11 protein-coding genes are annotated in these 16,456 nt (G+C 45.8%); 5 read left to right on the top strand and 6 right to left on the bottom strand.

Features of this window, described 5'->3' with window-relative positions:
- Window positions 1-149 precede the first annotated feature (149 nt).
- The gene (locus tag QUB20_RS13350; RefSeq protein WP_333246799.1) at window positions 150-1,334 is read right to left on the bottom strand and encodes an NAD(P)H-quinone oxidoreductase subunit H; all 1,185 of its coding nucleotides are present in this window, start codon (window positions 1,332-1,334) and stop codon (window positions 150-152) included.
- A 57-nt stretch (window positions 1,335-1,391) separates the two neighbouring features.
- Here QUB20_RS13350 and rsmH point away from each other — a divergent pair, with 57 nt between their 5' ends.
- From rsmH to QUB20_RS13365, 3 genes are all read left to right on the top strand, one after another.
- Window positions 1,392-2,294 (top strand): 16S rRNA (cytosine(1402)-N(4))-methyltransferase RsmH, encoded by a 903-nt coding sequence (gene rsmH, locus QUB20_RS13355; RefSeq protein ID WP_333246797.1) that lies wholly within the window; start codon window positions 1,392-1,394, stop codon window positions 2,292-2,294.
- 938 nt (window positions 2,295-3,232) lie between these two features.
- On the top strand, window positions 3,233-4,906 hold the full coding sequence (locus tag QUB20_RS13360; RefSeq protein WP_333246795.1) for a SpoIIE family protein phosphatase: 1,674 nt from the start codon (window positions 3,233-3,235) through the stop codon (window positions 4,904-4,906).
- A 508-nt stretch (window positions 4,907-5,414) separates the two neighbouring features.
- Window positions 5,415-5,837 (top strand): ATP-binding protein, encoded by a 423-nt coding sequence (locus QUB20_RS13365; RefSeq protein ID WP_006633914.1) that lies wholly within the window; start codon window positions 5,415-5,417, stop codon window positions 5,835-5,837.
- A 502-nt stretch (window positions 5,838-6,339) separates the two neighbouring features.
- Here QUB20_RS13365 and QUB20_RS13370 read toward each other — a convergent pair.
- The 3 genes from QUB20_RS13370 to QUB20_RS13380 form a co-directional block, all read right to left on the bottom strand.
- Window positions 6,340-6,765, bottom strand: coding sequence for a nuclear transport factor 2 family protein (locus tag QUB20_RS13370; protein WP_333246793.1), 426 nt, complete (start codon window positions 6,763-6,765; stop codon window positions 6,340-6,342).
- An 81-nt stretch (window positions 6,766-6,846) separates the two neighbouring features.
- Window positions 6,847-6,975: a hypothetical protein gene (locus QUB20_RS13375; RefSeq protein ID WP_333246791.1), complete on the bottom strand. Its 129-nt coding sequence runs from the start codon at window positions 6,973-6,975 to the stop codon at window positions 6,847-6,849.
- 130 nt (window positions 6,976-7,105) lie between these two features.
- Window positions 7,106-8,068 carry an orange carotenoid protein N-terminal domain-containing protein gene (locus QUB20_RS13380; protein WP_333240174.1) on the bottom strand — a complete coding sequence of 321 codons (963 nt, stop codon included), beginning with the start codon at window positions 8,066-8,068 and terminating at the stop codon, window positions 7,106-7,108.
- Between the two features lie 209 nt (window positions 8,069-8,277).
- Here QUB20_RS13380 and queG point away from each other — a divergent pair, with 209 nt between their 5' ends.
- Both queG and QUB20_RS13390 read left to right on the top strand, forming a co-directional pair.
- On the top strand, window positions 8,278-9,243 hold the full coding sequence (queG, locus tag QUB20_RS13385) for a tRNA epoxyqueuosine(34) reductase QueG (RefSeq protein ID WP_333246789.1): 966 nt from the start codon (window positions 8,278-8,280) through the stop codon (window positions 9,241-9,243).
- Window positions 9,244-9,430: 187 nt separating this feature from the next.
- Entirely contained in the window at window positions 9,431-10,069 is a 639-nt protein-coding gene (locus tag QUB20_RS13390; protein WP_333056435.1) for an HAD-IA family hydrolase, read from the top strand.
- Window positions 10,070-10,220: 151 nt separating this feature from the next.
- Here QUB20_RS13390 and QUB20_RS13395 read toward each other — a convergent pair whose 3' ends face one another.
- Together QUB20_RS13395 and QUB20_RS13400 are read right to left on the bottom strand one after the other, a co-directional pair.
- The gene (locus QUB20_RS13395) at window positions 10,221-11,048 is read right to left on the bottom strand and encodes an SWIM zinc finger family protein (RefSeq protein ID WP_333246787.1); all 828 of its coding nucleotides are present in this window, start codon (window positions 11,046-11,048) and stop codon (window positions 10,221-10,223) included.
- 448 nt (window positions 11,049-11,496) lie between these two features.
- Window positions 11,497-16,239 (bottom strand): SNF2-related protein, encoded by a 4,743-nt coding sequence (locus tag QUB20_RS13400; RefSeq protein WP_333246785.1) that lies wholly within the window; start codon window positions 16,237-16,239, stop codon window positions 11,497-11,499.
- Between the last annotated feature and the right edge of the window lie 217 nt (window positions 16,240-16,456).

Consider the following 16,456-nt stretch of genomic DNA (forward strand, 5'->3'; position numbering starts at 1 on the left):
TTTTAGAGACATAAGATAGGCTGCACACTGAAATTATATTTTGACTATTATAGGATCAATCATTCTGTGGCGTTCTCATATCATTATTAACAGTCAGGGCTTTAGTCATACTCGTTTAATAACTAAAGCCCTTACTGCTAACAGGGGGTCTACCTGTCAACCGAGCCCATAATAATGTCGATACTCCCCAAAATTGCCACCAAATCCGCAATCTTCACGCCGCGCACAATGTGAGGCAAAATCTGCAAATTATTAAAATCCGCAGCCCGAATCTTCCACCGCCAAGGAAACACACTATCATCCCCGATAATATAAATCCCCAACTCACCTTTGCCACTTTCGACGCGGACATAATGTTCGCCCTTGGGAATCTTAAAAGTCGGCGCCACTTTTTTGCCAATAAACTGATAGTCAAAACCATTCCATTCAGATTTTGGCCCGCTTTCTAAGCGCTTCGCTTCCAAATTCTCGTAAGGGCCGCCGGGGAGTCCTTTCAAGGCTTGATAGATAATCTTAACAGACTCGCGCATCTCCCGAATCCGTACTAAATACCGGGCTAAACAATCGCCAGCAGCTTCGGTACAAACTTCCCAGTCGAAGTCGTCATAACATTCGTAATGGTCAACTTTCCGCAAATCCCAATTTACGCCGGAACCGCGCAACATGGGGCCGGAAAGTCCCCAGTTAATAGCTTCGTTGCGAGAAATAGTACCCAAGCCTTCAATCCGGCGGCGGAAGATTGGATTGTTGGTAATTAAACGTTCGTATTCGTCAATTTTGGGAATGAAGTAATCGCAGAAATCTTGGCACTTATCTACCCAACCGTAGGGCAAATCGGCGGCGACTCCGCCGATGCGGAAATAGTTATTATTCACCATGCGATAACCTGTGGCTGCTTCCCACAAGTCGAGAATGGGTTCGCGATCGCGCATAGTATAGAAAAAAGGAGTTTGCGCGCCCACGTCCGCCAAAAACGGCCCTACCCACATCAAGTGGTTAGCAATCCGGTTCAACTCCAGCATAATTACCCGAATATAACTAGCCCGTTTCGGGACAGCAATATTTGCCAACTTTTCCGGTGCATTCACTGTCACCGCTTCGTTAAACATCCCCGCAGCGTAGTCCCAGCGGCTCACGTAGGGCACGTACATCACGTTGGTGCGATTTTCGGCAATTTTTTCCATCCCGCGGTGCAGATAGCCCAAAACTGGCTCGCAGTCCACCACATCTTCCCCGTCTAGGGTGACGATTAGCCGGAGTACCCCGTGCATGGATGGGTGGTGCGGCCCCATGTTGAGCACCATCGGTTCGGTTCTAGTCTCAATTCTTGACATAATTAAATGAATTAATGATTACTGACTATTGTTGATTTTTGTTTCGCTTTTATGATTATGAAGGATATCGAGCTCTCTGAGAAGGAGACCCTTGGATCGGATGTCAGTATTGACACCTATCACGTTCCAGTTTTGGGTCAAGAATTAATTGCGGGTTTGGCTGTGCGTCCAGGCGGACACTATTTGGACGCGACGCTTGGGGGCGGCGGACACACGAGTTTGATTTTAGCGGCGGCGCCAGATGTTACAGTGGTGGCGATCGACCGCGATGAACAAGCCATCGGTTTTTGCCAAGCCCGATTTGCCAACTCGCCCGTTGAGTTTTGGCACGGTAACTTTGCTGAATATCAGTCCCCAGAGGCTGAATTTGATGGTATCATAGCAGACTTGGGCGTCAGCTCTGCTCAGTTCGATACACCGGAACGGGGATTTAGTTTTCGCCACCCAGCTCAACTAGATATGCGTATGAACCAGCAGCAATCTTTGACGGCAGAAGAGATTATCAACCACTGGGAAGAAGTTAAACTAGCAGATATTATTTACAGGTACGGCGAGGAGCGACTGTCGCGGCGCATCGCAAGGCGGATTGTGCAAGGGCGCCCTTTTCAAACTACAACAGAACTTGCAGGGGCGATCGCCAGCAGCTTCCCTCCCAAGCAGCGCAACGGCAGAATCCATCCGGCCACCCGCACTTTCCAAGCTTTAAGGATAGCTGTCAACTCCGAACTCGCTTCTTTAGAAACTTTCCTCAACCAAGCGCCAAGGTGGTTAAAACCAGGGGGGAGAATCGGAATCATTACATTTCACAGTCTCGAAGACCGACCAGTCAAGCACCAACTCAGAGGAACACCCAATTTGCAGGTACTGACAAAAAAGCCGATCGTGCCACAATCCGAAGAAGTCGCTAGAAATCCCCGCTCTCGTTCTGCTAAGCTCAGACTGGCAGAAAGAATAACTTGATTCGGCAGTAGTAATATGCTTGCTGCAAAAAGTTCAGAGATTAGGAGGACTTGGATGCAGCAATCAAGTACGATTCGGCAAAGATGTAGGCAATAGCGCCAACAACCCACCACTAACCCTCCGGGTACAGTGGGGCTTGAAATACAGCCGGTGTTGACCAGACTTAGGTAGCAATACCTGCGTTAGTAGTAAGTGTTAAAATTCACACCGAGGACAGTGCCCAGCTAGTTAAGAACTCTGCAATCAGAGCATTAATTAGCCGTTTTGAATGTTGGTGTGTTTAGAAAAGTACCAACTGCTAACAAGGTCATTGCTCGTATCACAGCGTCAGTAACTCAGGGCTAAAGCCACTGAGCTTGTAAGAGAAATCAAACAAGCTGTACTGACCAGCTATCGCCTTAACAGGCTACGTTATTTAGGTCATGACACCCGCTTGATGCGAAGCTAGTCCCCTGCCCTGTCGCTAGTAGTTAAACAGTCTTAAAGTCACGCTCGACAGTGCTGCCAGCCGGCGCAAGCCTCTATAACATTGGCGAAGCTAACTTTACCCCAGAAATGGGAGATTGAGGAAAACCATATCCTCACGCCTTGGGGCAACCATACCCCTCTGCCCCGCGAGGGGATTCAAGGCGATTGAAATCGCCGGGTCGTTTTCCTCTCAGGACTAAAGTCTCGGAGCTTCCCACTTACCGAGTATTTTTTGTGAAAGCTGACTGGGGAATTTTCCCTATTGAAGCGGCCTACCGAGGCGGGTTACAGTATCGAAAGCCTCTCATCTGTGCGAACAGATGGTGCGAAAGGAATGCTCACCTTGAGGTAAAACGGGTTTCTTTAACTCAACTTGACGTAACTGATATGTTGCATATATCCAGCCCCCCTTTTCCTCCCGCCACCTTGCTGATTACAGCTATGGTGGGGGCTTTCAAGGGGGAAAAAAGATGAGTCGGGGAGATGGAAGCAAGCTGAAACTGATGGTAGTCGATGACGAACCCGACAACTTGGATTTATTGTACCGGACGTTTCGACGCGACTTTCAGGTTTACAAAGCAGATAGCGCCCTCAGCGCCCTGGAAGTTCTAGACGAACAGGGTGAGATGGCGGTGATTATATCTGACCAGCGGATGCCAGAAATGAATGGCACCGAGTTTTTGGGGAAAACAGTCGAGCGATTTCCCGATACGATTCGGATTCTGTTAACGGGATACACCGATGTTGAAGATTTGGTTGAGGCCATCAACTCAGGTCAAGTTTTCAAATACATCACCAAACCGTGGAATCCAGAAGAACTCAAATTGGTGATCAATCAAGCCTCAGACACTTACAAATACTACAAGCAGCGCAGCGTTGCATTGCGCCGCGCTTTACGCAAGGAATCTCTGTTCAATGAGGTAATGAGCGTGATTCGCGGGTCGCTAGATTACTCTAGTATGGTACAAACTATTGTTCAAACCGTAGGTCAAACTTTTGAGGCCAACTATTGTATGCTGCGGCCAGTAGAAGCCGATCGACTATTACCGAGTACCTTCCCCTACCAAGCCCAAACCGACGATGCCAGTAGCTTTTCTTTTGATGAAAATTTACTGGTGCAAGCCGTAGCCACCCGCCAAACTCAAGTGAACTCAAACAGTGGGGGGAATGGTAACTCGGTTGAGATTGCTGTGCCCCTGACTTACCAGCAAGAATTGCTGGCGGTACTGGCTTTGTCCCAGATTGGCGGCACTAACCCTTGGTCGGCAGAAGAGATAGAGTTAATAGAAGGTGTAGCAGCTCAAGCTGCTCTCGCCCTGTCTCAAGCTAAGCTATACCAGCGCACTCTGGATTTAGCCAAGCAGATGCAAAACGAGTTGGAAGTGGCTCGCCAAATCCAAACAAACTTGTTGCGCCAAAGTTGGCCGGATTTTGAAACTGTCAGGGTGCAAGCTTGCTGTTATCCCGCGCGGGAAGTTGGTGGGGACTTTTTTGAAGTCTACGTCCACTCCCAAGGGGATATTTGGATAGCGGTGGGAGATGTTTCGGGTAAGGGAGTTCCGGCTGCTCTATTTATGGCGAGCGCGATTTCGGTGATGCGGCGGGAACTTTCCCAAGAAGTTTCTCCAGAGCCCGATCGAGTTATGCAGAACATGAATAGCAGTATGTCTGACGACCTGATCGGCAACAACCATTTTATTACAATGGTTGTTGCTCGTTACACTCCGTCAACGGGACACCTCGCCTTTGCTAATGCTGGTCACATTTACCCGATTGTTTGGTCTCACTCGGAGGTGAAAGCTCAAGCCGCTAGCGGTAAAACGCCAGCCGAGCCTAATTTCCTGAAAGCTCGTGGCATTCCTTTGGGGATACTACCAGTTTGGAGAGGCAAAGCAGGTGCGATCGAATTAAAGTCAGGAGATGTATTTCTGCTGACGAGTGACGGAATTACTGAAGCTAGCGTGACAAGTCAAGCGGTAGCAGGGGGTGTACCAACCCGTTCTATGCTACAACAAGAAGGGCTTTGGCAACTTTTGATTCAGGAACCTGGTTCTTTCAACTTGGACAATTTGTTGGCTCACATCCGAGCTGATAATCCCGTTCAAGAAGACGACCAAACCATACTCTCTCTGGAGGTTCTTTGAATCTGTCAGCGACTCCCGACGCATAGTCGGGGGTGGGTGAGAGCCGAAAAAACTTAAGCCCTGCTTGTTGACGGCCCATAGAGTAGTCCTACAAAGGACGGTGTTATCGTCACCAGTCAAAAACCACAGTAAAAACCTAGCCGGCGATGGCGCAGCTAGTTTCCTGAATCGCTTTCCTGGGGGATTAAATACCTGTAAAGGGTTAAGGTAGAAGGCATTCGTCAGAAAAAACCAACGCTTAAAAGCCAAGGATTGAAACACAGATTTTTTATACCTCACTGCTTACAGTCTCGGTATAATTATCAATTGTTAAGGGGCTTTAAGCCCATAACAAAAGTTTTCAACTATTCTCTTAACTTCTGCCTTCTACCGAATGACGAATGCCTGATTTTTAAACAGAAAAGGCTAGTATCCCCCGATTAGCGACAAGTATTGAGGCCGAATCCATTCGGCTCGTCGTATTTCATACCTGGAAGACACAGGGTTTTCAAACTTACGGGATTTTTTTATGAATACTGAGCTTCATGTGCCAAGCGACTTGCGGTTTTTAACAATTGTTGAAAATTGGTTGCTGAGCAGTTTGGAAGTAGAGCTAGGAGAGCACGTCGATTGGCCGCGTCAGTCGAATCGTTTGCGCTTGGTGTTAGCAGAAGCCTATTCTAACGTGATCCGCCATGCTCACAAAGATCAACCCAATTTGCCCGTGTTAATTCGCTTGAATTTAAAAAATAGGGATATTGGTTTAGAAATTTGGGATTACGGTAAAGGTTACGAAATGGATACTTACAATCCCCCGAGGCCGGAAGCTAAACAGGAAAGCGGCTACGGCTGGCTGATTATGAGCAGACTTATGGATCGGGTGGACTACACTTTGCAAATAGACGGTCGCAACTGTCTCAAGTTGGAAGCGAGTTTGCCGGAAAAATCTTAATTAGTCATTAGTCATTAGTCATTAGTCATTAATGATTGGCAAGGCACTTTTTGACTCGCTTTGGCTGTCTGTCGCACGCGCTGCGGTGACAGCCAATTTTCCGTGCAGTAGCGTCAATCGATTTTAGATTTTAGATTTTAGATTTTAGAATTGAAGCATTGACTTGCGCGAGATAAATACGTTCGGCAAGTTTCATCGGATACAGGTTTTTTATTTCTGGACGGATGAATCACGTGGCGGGTATCCTGGATGCTTGATTGTCAGCCCAAGGCGAGACTGTAAGATTTTAGGGGTAAAGTCCCGATCGCACAAATACCCCAGAAACGGGATTTTTATACCGTGAGTGGCACTTTACCAAAGATTTGGAAAAAACCCGGTTTCAGCCTGATTCTGGCGATAAAGAGCCGATTAACCTGTCGATCGCACGATTTTAGCTATTACGTGCGATCGACAGGTCAAACCAAAACAAACAATTTAAATGTGAAACAGCTTATCAAACATCTCATTTCTTATGTGACCGCAGATTTAGCAATTCTTGGGGAGAAGCTAACAGTTTGACCGTGACTGAAAGGATTTTTTTGTCAGAATTGAGCAAGAACAGCCATCCGACATTAACACCAAATGCGGAAGTTTGCACCCGGCCGCTGACCTGAACTTCTACATTGCCATCTTCTAAAATTTGGCTGACACCTTTCTGGGGTTCTAGCTGCATTCCTCGCGCTTCTTTTTTGAGATAACTGGCGATCGAAATCTTGCCGATAATTGGATCTTCAAACGGCGCGTGCAGAACCCCATCATCGGCAAATAAATTAGCCGTTGCTTCAAAATCGCCCGCGTTTAAAGTTTCAAAATATTGCAGTATCCCTGGCATTGTGATGCCGGCAATCTTTATAGAGCTAGTTATAATAGGTCGAGTTGTTGCGGTCATAAAACAAGTCATTTCAAAGGAATGAGTATACTGTAATCATTCTCTTTGTCGCAGCAAATCCCTCAAAAGATATAAGTAGGGCTAGGAAAATAATTCTCCTAAAAAAGGAGGAACCGGAGAGCGTCGATCGCAGCTTTGGGAGCGATCGACCAAAATCAATACTACTTTCAAAAAATGCAAGTTTAGCCAATCGGCAAACCCTGATACCATCAGTCATTTCCAATCCTTCAATTATTGAATCTAAAATCTAAAATCTAAAACCTAAAATGCTCTAAACCCAGATGCCTAAAGGCATCTGGGTTTTTGGGCAAGCCTGTTTAACAGAGCCAACCAGAATATTCTATTTGCGGATCAAATTGAGCAATTCTTTAGGAGATGCCAACAAGTCGATCGCCACAAAGAAAATTTGACCTTGGGGATCGAGCAAAAACCGCCACGCGATGTTCATACCCACATTCGATCCGAACCAGGGAGTTTCGACTTTGCCAGTGACTTTCACTTGGCGGTAGCCATCTTCTGCGGGTTCCGATACGCCTCGCTCGGGCATCATTTTCAGTCCGATGCACTCTTCGCGCATATAGTTGAGGATAGCGTCGCGACCAACGATCGGCTTTTGGAAAGGTGGTTGCAGGGCACCTTCTTCAGCAAATAAACCGACGGCTGGGGTGAAGTCGAAGGCGTTCATGTAGTCGATGTAGCTGAGCACTGTCTGCTCGCTGATACCCTCAATTTGGGTTTTCACCCGCTCTTCTGGAGCGGTGGGAGTGCTGCGGGGGGCTGAGCGTTTGCCGTACTCTTGGTTAAAAGCAGGGTCATAGCCCATGTTAACTACGGTATTCCGAAGTACGGTAATTTGCTGACCCGGATCTAGTTTCTTGATGGTTTCAAGGACTTGGGTGGCTTCGGGAGACATTTGATAGCCAGCCGGGATCGGAGCCACAAGGCCCTGTTTCATCAACTGTCCCAACTCGTACCAGAAACCGAGTTTGGTGTTGACGCGCAAAGAAGTGTAAATCCGACCAATTGTTGTGTCGGCGTTGCTGGCTAGGTCAAACATGGTTTTGCTTTGAGCAGCCGGCGACATTTGCTTGATTTCGCTCAGAATGCCTTCGACAAGCGCCATGCTGGCTACTCCCGGTGCTGCTGCGGTGATGGAAACGCCCATTTCGGTGTAGGCATACCAGAGCAAGGCTAGTTGGTCTTCAACGCTGAGTTTGTAGAACGCTTCCGTGGTAGCCGGAACAACGCTAGCAATCTCGGTGTTGGAGAAAATAGATTGAGCTGATTGAATACTAACTGCCATATGTATGCTGTGGGATTCGCTGTCGGTTTTACTTGCGTACTTGAATTAGCGAATCGAATTCTCCCTAAATTAAATTATGTAACATTTTTGACATTTTGGAGTTCAAACTTATAAATATAAAGATTGCCAAAGTATTATCAATACTGTCTCAAAATTACTCTGAAAGTTACTAGACTTATGGCACAAATTGTGCAGTGGTTTCTTACGTGATGAAAAAATCAATTAATAGCGATCGCATTAAGCAAAAAGCCCTTGAGTTGGGATTTCACAAAGTCGGGATAGCCTCAACAGACACGGATTTTGATATAGAAAAACAAAGATTGCAAGCTTGGCTGGACAAGGGTTATCAGGCGGATATGGCATGGATGGCAAACCCGAAACGGCAGGATATTCAATTGGTGATGCCAGAGGTGCAGTCATTAATATGTGTCGCCATCAACTACTACACGCCCCACCAACGCCCCGAAAATCCCCTGTGGGAGGGGGGGGACGATGCAGCGATCGAATATGCTAAAATCTCTCGCTACGGTTGGGGGCGGGATTACCATAGAATTTTGCACAAAAAACTGAAGCTTTTGGCAAATTGGGTGCGATCGCAAGGCGAGGGAATTGAAGCACGGTATTATGCTGATACCGGGCCGATTCAGGATAAAATGTGGGCGCAGCGTGCCGGGATTGGCTGGATTGCCAAAAATGGTAATGTAATTTCCCGCGAATACGGTTCTTGGGTGTTTTTGGGCGAAATCTTGACTAATCTGGAGTTAGCGTCGGATGAGTCTCATACTGAACATTGCGGTACTTGCACTCGCTGCATTGAGGCGTGTCCGACGGGAGCAATTACTGAGCCTTTTGTGGTGAATGCCGATCGATGTATAGCCTATCACACGATCGAGAATCGAGCCGAAAAATTGCCCGACGAAATTGCATCTAATTTACAAGGCTGGGTAGCAGGCTGCGACATTTGTCAGGATGTTTGTCCTTGGAATCAGCGATTTGCTAAACCAACTGATGTGGTAGAGTTTGAGCCTTATCCTGAAAATATAGCGCCGACACTTGCAGAATTAGCTGACATCTCCGACGAAGAATGGAACCGCCGATTTACAGCTTCGGCGCTGCGGCGAATTAAACCCGAAATGCTGCGGCGAAATGCGAAAGCCAATCAAATTAACGATTAAAAGTTGATATGTTCGCGCTCAGGGTGCTTAGGGTGCACCTTACCCTATAGATAATAACCCTAGGGTGTGTACGGATCGCCAAGAGTCAATACATTATGCAGTAAGTCATTCCCCCATCTAAAATCTAAAATCTAAAATCTAAAATCTAAAATTGTATGCTTCCCCGTTCCTTATTTGCTATTGTCCAATGACCAAAGTAATTATTTTTGATTTTGACGGCACTTTAGCAGATACAATCGATATTCTTCTAAGCATCACCAACCGTTTGTCAGTAGAATTAGGCTTTAAATCTGCGACCAAAGAGCAAATCGCTCAACTGAGCAATTTAACTTCTTGGCAAGTCCTTCAGTATTCTGGTATTTCTATCTTCAAATTCCCGCTGTTGATTAGAATGTTGAAAGCGGAGTTACGCAGCGAAATCCCCAACATTCGTTTATTTCCGGGGATTAAAGAAGTTTTACTGGAGTTAAAAAAACAGGGATTTCAACTGGGCATTATCACATCTAATTCCAGAGAAAATGTCTTGGAATCGATGAAAAAAAATGCTTTGCAAGACACTTTCACGTTTATTTACTCTGGCTCAACTTTTGGCAAACATAAAGTTATTAATAGATGGCTAAAAACCGAACATATAAATGCTAAAGAAGTCGTTTATGTGGGAGATGAGATTAGAGATATAGAAGCTGCTCGAAAAACCGGAATTAAGGTAATTGCTGTAGGTTGGGGTTTTAATTCTGAGGAGGCTTTGGTGGCACACAATCCTGATTTTTTGATTCAAAGCCCCCAGGAATTGATAGAAATTATGAGTAATTTGCGGGAAGTATAAACTGAAATTGCCAAAAGTAAGACTCCTCGGTTGAAATCTATTCTAGACAAACTCTCGTTCCAGCAGAGAGAAACTCAAGAATAAAATGGGTATTAAAGCTTGATTTGTTATCAGCCATAATCTCTTGTATCATCTCTGGGAATACATTAGGTTAATCTCCTTCGCCCCGTTTCAGTGCTGCTAAAACTGCTTGCTGGCTAACTGCTTGGTAGATTTTGCTAAAATGCTGCTTGAGTGCGTCAGAGGCGGGCGAGGATTTGCTAGCGCTTCCTTTTCCGTCGGTGGCGATGGGAATTGGGCCTAAGATATCTAATACGGTTTCGCTGCTGGGCGGCGGTACAATTACTACTAAAGATGATTCTAGCTGCTGATTGTATTCCCAAAAGCGATCGACCTTTGGCAATTTAGCATTCGTAGTGGGGGCATTTTCGCCGGAGTTGAGTTGGGAATTTTCCTCTCCTTGCGTACCTCGTCTTTGACGAAGTGCTGTCAAGATTTGCTCTTTGGTTCTCCCCCGCAGTTGAAACAGTACGAAGGGGTCTTCACTGAAGCGATCGCCCAATAAGTAGTATACTGCACTGATGTGTTTGCAAGGGTTTTTGGGGTCAGGACAGCTACAGCGCGATCGAATATCAGATAAACTTAACGGAAATAGCGTTTTGCCCGCTGCTGCAAATACATCCTCAATATTGTGCGGCATTTCTCCTGCTAAGAGTTTAGCTGAAAAAACCGCTCTTTGCGACATATTTTCAATCACATAATCCCAATCTTCATCGCTCAATGTATCGAGTCCTAAAGAAACTTGATAGGGTTTTGGATCTGTTCCTTGAACTACGGCAATTACTTCTTGATTGGGAAATTTAATGCTGAGAACTTTACCTTCGCGCGCGTACTGCCAGCCGCGTTCTAACCGCTTTTTGAAGCGGTAGGTATTGATTAAATCTAACCACTGTTGTGTCCACCATTCTCTGTCAATCATTCGATTTTAGATTTTAGATTTTAGATTTTAGATTTGGGAATCGGGAATTGGGAATTGGGAATCGGGAATCGGCCAAACAGGGAATTGGGAATTGGGAACCGGGCATTGGCCAAACAGGGAATTTTCCCTATCTCCTTCTCTTCCCCTCTTCCTTCTTCCTTCTGGCTTCAATCGGGAATTGGGAATTGGGCATCGGGCATTGGCCAAACAGGTAATTGGGATACTGGAGTCAATCGATTTTAGATTTTAGATTTTAGATTAAAGAATTGAAGCATTGACTTGCGCGAGATAAATTCGGGGGCTCCTTTATCGGATACAGGTTTTTTATTTCTGGACGGATGAATCACGTGGCGGGTATCCTGAATGCTTTCGGTCACAAAGGAAAAAACAGCTATCCGTGTATCCGTGACATCCGTGTCGTGCTGTTGGGAATTGGTAATTAAGCACATTATTCTTCTTCGGTTTCTATAATAGCATTGCGATCGAGAATTAGTAAATTCCGAAGTTGGTCTGTATCGAGTTCGGTGAGCCAGTTTTCGCCGGCGCTGACAACTTGTTCGGCTAGAGCTTTCTTACTTTCGATCATATCGTGTATTTTCTCCTCTAACGTACCAGTGCAGACAAATTTGTGGACTTGCACGTTGCGGGTTTGACCGATGCGAAATACGCGGTCAGTTGCCTGATTTTCTACTGCGGGATTCCACCATCTGTCATAGTGGAAAACGTGGGTTGCTCTGGTTAAGTTCAAACCAGTACCGCCTGCTTTTAAAGATAAAATCATAATCGGCGGGCCTTGGGGGTCGTGCTGGAAGCGATCGATCATTTCTTCCCGCTGCTGCTGCTTAACTCCGCCGTACAAAAACAAAACTTCTCGCCCTAAATGCTTTTCTAGATGCGGTTTCAGGAGTTTTCCCCATTCGGCAAATTGAGTAAAAATTAAAGCCCGATCGCCCTCAGCGATCACCTCTTCTAACATTTCCACCAACCGCTGCAATTTTCCCGATTCCTGGCTCTTAATCTCCAATTCTTTCGGCTTAGCTTCTGCTTTCATAAGAGCCGGATGGTTGCAAAGTTGCTTGAGTTTTACCAGCAAAGCCAGAATCATTCCCCGGCGCTGAATGCCTTCGGCTGAGTCTAATTCAGCTATTGACTCTTCGACTATTTTCTGATATAATGCAGCCTGTTGAGTCGCCAGCCCACAAAATACAGTCATCTCCTGTTTTTCGGGCAAATCTTGGATGATTTCTTTGTCAGTTTTCAGGCGGCGGAGGATGAAAGGCCGAACGAGCGATCGCAAAGTCTGCAATGATTCCCTATCTCCGTATTTCTCGATCGGAATTGCAAATCGGCGCTGAAAGAAATTGCGCGGCCCCAAATAACCAGGATTGAGAAACTCCAAAATTGACCACAATTCTTGCAGTCTATTTTCCACCGGAGTTCCCGTCAGCGCAATTTTAAAAGATGCCTCGATTTGCCGCACCGCTTGCGACTGCTTAGCCTCGGAATTTTTAATATTTTGCGCTTCATCTAAAACCAATCCTTGCCATTTAATGCCTTGAAATTCCTTCGCATCGCGGAACACCAGGGCATAACTGGTAATTATTAAATCCTTTCCTTTAATTGCCGTCGCAAATGCTTTGCCTTTAGCGCGTTTGTCTCCGTGGTGAACTAACACTTTTAGCGTCGGGCCAAATTTCTTGACTTCGCGCTCCCAGTTGCCCAATACTGATGTGGGACAAACCAGTAATGTTGGCGCTTCTAGAGAATCTTGTTCTTGTAAATGCAGGAGAAAAGTAATTAGCTGAATAGTATTGTGGCACAAGATATTATTGGCAACAAAATTGTGATGCTTGCTCACCTCAAAATCATAAACCCACCCGCTGTACTCAAAATCCTCAATTTCCTCTATCCGGCAATAAAAAACTTCGCGATCGAGTATAAGTTGCAAATTTTCTCGGACACTATCTAGCTGCGCTACATTGAGATTTGCATAAGCCTCTAGGGTCTGATTCGTCCATTTAGAAGGCTTTAGCTGGCGGTACTCCTGTTCTGCGGAACCACCAAGCACATTTTCCATACCTGCTAACACCTTTCCTAGGCTGATGCGGGAAAACTGCTGGGAACCGTTAATATAAACAGGATTGTGCATTCCGAAATGCCGTAGCGGCAGTTTGGTCATCTCCACTGCATCGGCAACAAGATCCGAAACCGGAATTCCTTCGACATTTGTATTGGCACTAACTTCGCAAATCTGCTCTAATTTACGCTGTTTTTCGGAATCACCGAAGCCAATTTCCTGCAAAAATATGCGCGCTGAGTTACCGCCGAAAGTGCCGATGTAATACGTGCGAAAAATCCCGCTGCCATTGGTGGCGCGTTTCTGCTTAGTGGCGATTCGCAGCCAAATTCCAAAGCGCCGCAGCAGTGTAGAAAGTTGTTGGATGATTAAAGGCGAAGCGGTGCTAATTTCGATAGTCCGCATTTTAGGAATGACAGAACCTTCAGCATCAAAGTAGTTTTTGAGGAAAATTCGTATGCTGTCAAGATTGGCTTGCATGATAAATTGTGGGAAGCTTTTCTCGGCTGACAGTTTCCCCCACTCGTAGCCTTTAGCCTCAAGAAAGCTTTGGTAAGATCGACTACACACAGCTAAATATGCTGCTCTTTCCTTACCGGGAGTACGAACAGCAGGATTATTTATTTTTATCCCATACTTTTTGCTTAAACGGTGAAGTGTGAAACGCAATTCTTCAAGAACTGCCACATCTTTCTGCGTTATTGTGAGCATTGCTTGATCGCGCTGCTCATATCCCTCAGCAATCTGCCAAGCCAGAAACTTGACCAAATCGGGATCTTCCGGCTTTCCTTCCCAATACAATTTAGCAGGAACGCAAACATAATCTCCAACCTTGAGGTCATTTGTCCAGCCATCGCGTCCTAACAATTTGTGGCGGCGGGTAATTGTGATGCTGCTACCATCTTGTAGTTTGATTGTTCGCAACTTTTCTTGTACTTGCTGGCGGTAAAGTCGTCGAATAGTCGCCTGTACAATTTTGCCTGTTTCCTGATGTATGGAATTTACCAGTAATTGCTCGTTAGGTTCAGACCAAAAGCCCTCACCGTCGAATTCTGTTTTTCCGGCATAAGCTTCCCATATTTTTTCAGCTTTTTGTAAAAAACCATTAACAAAAAGCAAAGAATGTGGTAAAATGCACTTTCCTAATCCCATATCGTCCGCGAGACAAGCACCCAAACCCCAGCGTTCTAAGAATGCTAACCAGCCTGCTCCTAGGGCTTGATAAGGCCGCAATTGTCCTCGGAAACTAGCCGGAGTTGCGATCGCACTTACCGCTTGATTATCGCTCAAAGTATTCAACAATTCCTGAAGTTGACCAGTAGCCTCAAAATTCACCACAGGCAATTTTTCGATCATCTGAGTATCGCCCGACGCCAAACGCAAAGCATCCTCCAAAGAAAGAGTCATTTGCTCTTTGCGGCTGGCAAAAAAAGTTTGAGCCGCTTTCACATCCGGCGCGCGCAACTCCACCCACTCACCGTTAATTTCCACCAAAGGCGAATTCAACGCGATCAATCTGTCAAATTCTGCCTTAGAAATGCGCTGTCCGCCGATCGTCAATTCCCACTTAAAATTTAGCAGACTTTGCAATCCCAACCCACCTTTCGCCGGAGTCACTTTCGGAGTTTCCGCTTGAATGCTCAAACCCAAACGACTCGCCCAACCATCCGTCTTTGTCAAACTCGGCGGCAAAACTACGCCCAAGCCACTATCAGCAAACCGCCAAGCTACAGACTTAATAAACTCGTAAGCTTGCAGCGGATTCAATTGGCAAGATTGAGGCCGCTGTGCTTGCAAACTCGGTTCAATTAACGGATAAAGTTTCGAGGCTAAACCCAAGCCGCTGAGCAAAGTTTCTTGAGGCAATTCTATTGTCCGCCCCGCGTAAGCCAAACGCTCAACAGAGTTGTTCCAAACAGTTGTTGCGTCTACCAAAAATTCGGTTTCATCTGCTGCTTGCAAGCAATAATTTAAATTCCAGTTGGCTTTACCGGGCGCTGGTGGTATGAGTTGAAAGCAAGTGCGAAATTGACTTTGTTGAGATAATTGATTTTGCAGGGGTGCAGTCCAAGCACTCAGCTTGGTTGCCAAATTTTCCAATGCTGCTGTTTCTACTTGAACTATCCCAGATTCCTGCTGCAAAGCTTGCAGCCAGTCGCGCACCGGAGAAACTGCTTTGATGTCTAAAGTAGAGCTACCAGCCCATCGCACTTGACTATCTACAATACTACTCAAAAAGCCTAACACCAATTCCTCCGCCCCCATCGGCAAATCCACCGCTAAAGGCAATTGACTGGATTCTTCTGCCTTCTTCCCTCTGACTTCAACATCTGACTCACGCTCATCGATAATTAATCCGTGTATCCGTGTCAAAATCCGTGTCGTGCCTTCCTTCGATTGATATGTTCGGCAAGCCGTCGGCATTTGCTTGACAAAAGTGGCGAGGCGGAGTGTATCTGTAGAACTATCTAACAGGGGTTGCCATTTGGCAATAGCAGAACCGTCGGACTGTTTCTCCAATCCAGGCAAGAATTTGCATCTTGCCAACAAATCCAAACTCCACCTAGCTATATGAGACCAAAAACGCAAATCTGAGCCAACAAAAGAGTCTGGTTCCGTGCTGTTAAGCGGTAGTGATTGCAAGAAAACAAAAGCTGCTTGAGGGTTGAGACAAAAACCCTCTACTTGCCAGGGATAAAGGTAAATTTCCTCGGTTTTGGCGGGTTCCTCAAGTGCTGCTGCGGAGTGCTGCGGCATCAAACTTGCGTTCGATTCTGAGATTTGGGTGGGAAGTGCGATCGCCCGAATTTCCCTTTTAATTGAGGAGTTTGGTGCGCTGATTTCTTCCTTGGTAGTTTTGGGCGATCGCCTAGTTTTTTTGCTTTTTTCCGGGGGAGTTTCTGCGGTTTCCGGTAATTGCCAGTTGAGTTTTCCCGACTGCTGCAAGGAATTTAGGAAAGTTTTAAATTCCGATTCGGTCATTGCTAAGGGGTGCGGTAAATTTATCCCCGATTCTAGGGTTTCAATTGCCCCAAGTTTTCGCCAAGTTTCTCCCCAAATAAATAAGCAACTTTTTTCATTCTCTACGAGCCAACTGCCGTGTAAAATAGCCATATTTTTTTACCCTGATATTTGTATTTAAGTGCGAGGTTGACTACAGCATTTATATGGAATTTATGAAAACTTTATTTAAAACAAACCGAGGAAAATTTGAGCCAGATAGGAATTAGGTAGAATTTTTATATTTAGGTACTTAGGGCACACCTTACCGCTTATTCCCTGACCTAGATAACTAAATCCCTCTTCCTTCTTCCTTCAACGTCCCAATTCC

Source organism: Microcoleus sp. B4-C2 (assembly GCF_036705265.1).
GTDB lineage: Bacteria > Cyanobacteriota > Cyanobacteriia > Cyanobacteriales > Microcoleaceae > Microcoleus.

Bases quoted from the DNA above. Each gene is read 5' to 3' on its own strand.
- QUB20_RS13350 (WP_333246799.1), bottom strand. From the start codon at position 1,334: ATGTCAAGAATTGAGACTAGAACCGAACCGATGGTGCTCAACATGGGG.
- rsmH (WP_333246797.1), top strand. From the start codon at position 1,392: ATGAAGGATATCGAGCTCTCTGAGAAGGAGACCCTTGGATCGGATGTC.
- QUB20_RS13360 (WP_333246795.1), top strand. From the start codon at position 3,233: ATGAGTCGGGGAGATGGAAGCAAGCTGAAACTGATGGTAGTCGATGAC.
- QUB20_RS13365 (WP_006633914.1), top strand. From the start codon at position 5,415: ATGAATACTGAGCTTCATGTGCCAAGCGACTTGCGGTTTTTAACAATT.
- QUB20_RS13370 (WP_333246793.1), bottom strand. From the start codon at position 6,765: ATGACCGCAACAACTCGACCTATTATAACTAGCTCTATAAAGATTGCC.
- QUB20_RS13375 (WP_333246791.1), bottom strand. From the start codon at position 6,975: ATGGTATCAGGGTTTGCCGATTGGCTAAACTTGCATTTTTTGAAAGTA.
- QUB20_RS13380 (WP_333240174.1), bottom strand. From the start codon at position 8,068: ATGGCAGTTAGTATTCAATCAGCTCAATCTATTTTCTCCAACACCGAG.
- queG (WP_333246789.1), top strand. From the start codon at position 8,278: ATGAAAAAATCAATTAATAGCGATCGCATTAAGCAAAAAGCCCTTGAG.
- QUB20_RS13390 (WP_333056435.1), top strand. From the start codon at position 9,431: ATGACCAAAGTAATTATTTTTGATTTTGACGGCACTTTAGCAGATACA.
- QUB20_RS13395 (WP_333246787.1), bottom strand. From the start codon at position 11,048: ATGATTGACAGAGAATGGTGGACACAACAGTGGTTAGATTTAATCAAT.
- QUB20_RS13400 (WP_333246785.1), bottom strand. From the start codon at position 16,239: ATGGCTATTTTACACGGCAGTTGGCTCGTAGAGAATGAAAAAAGTTGC.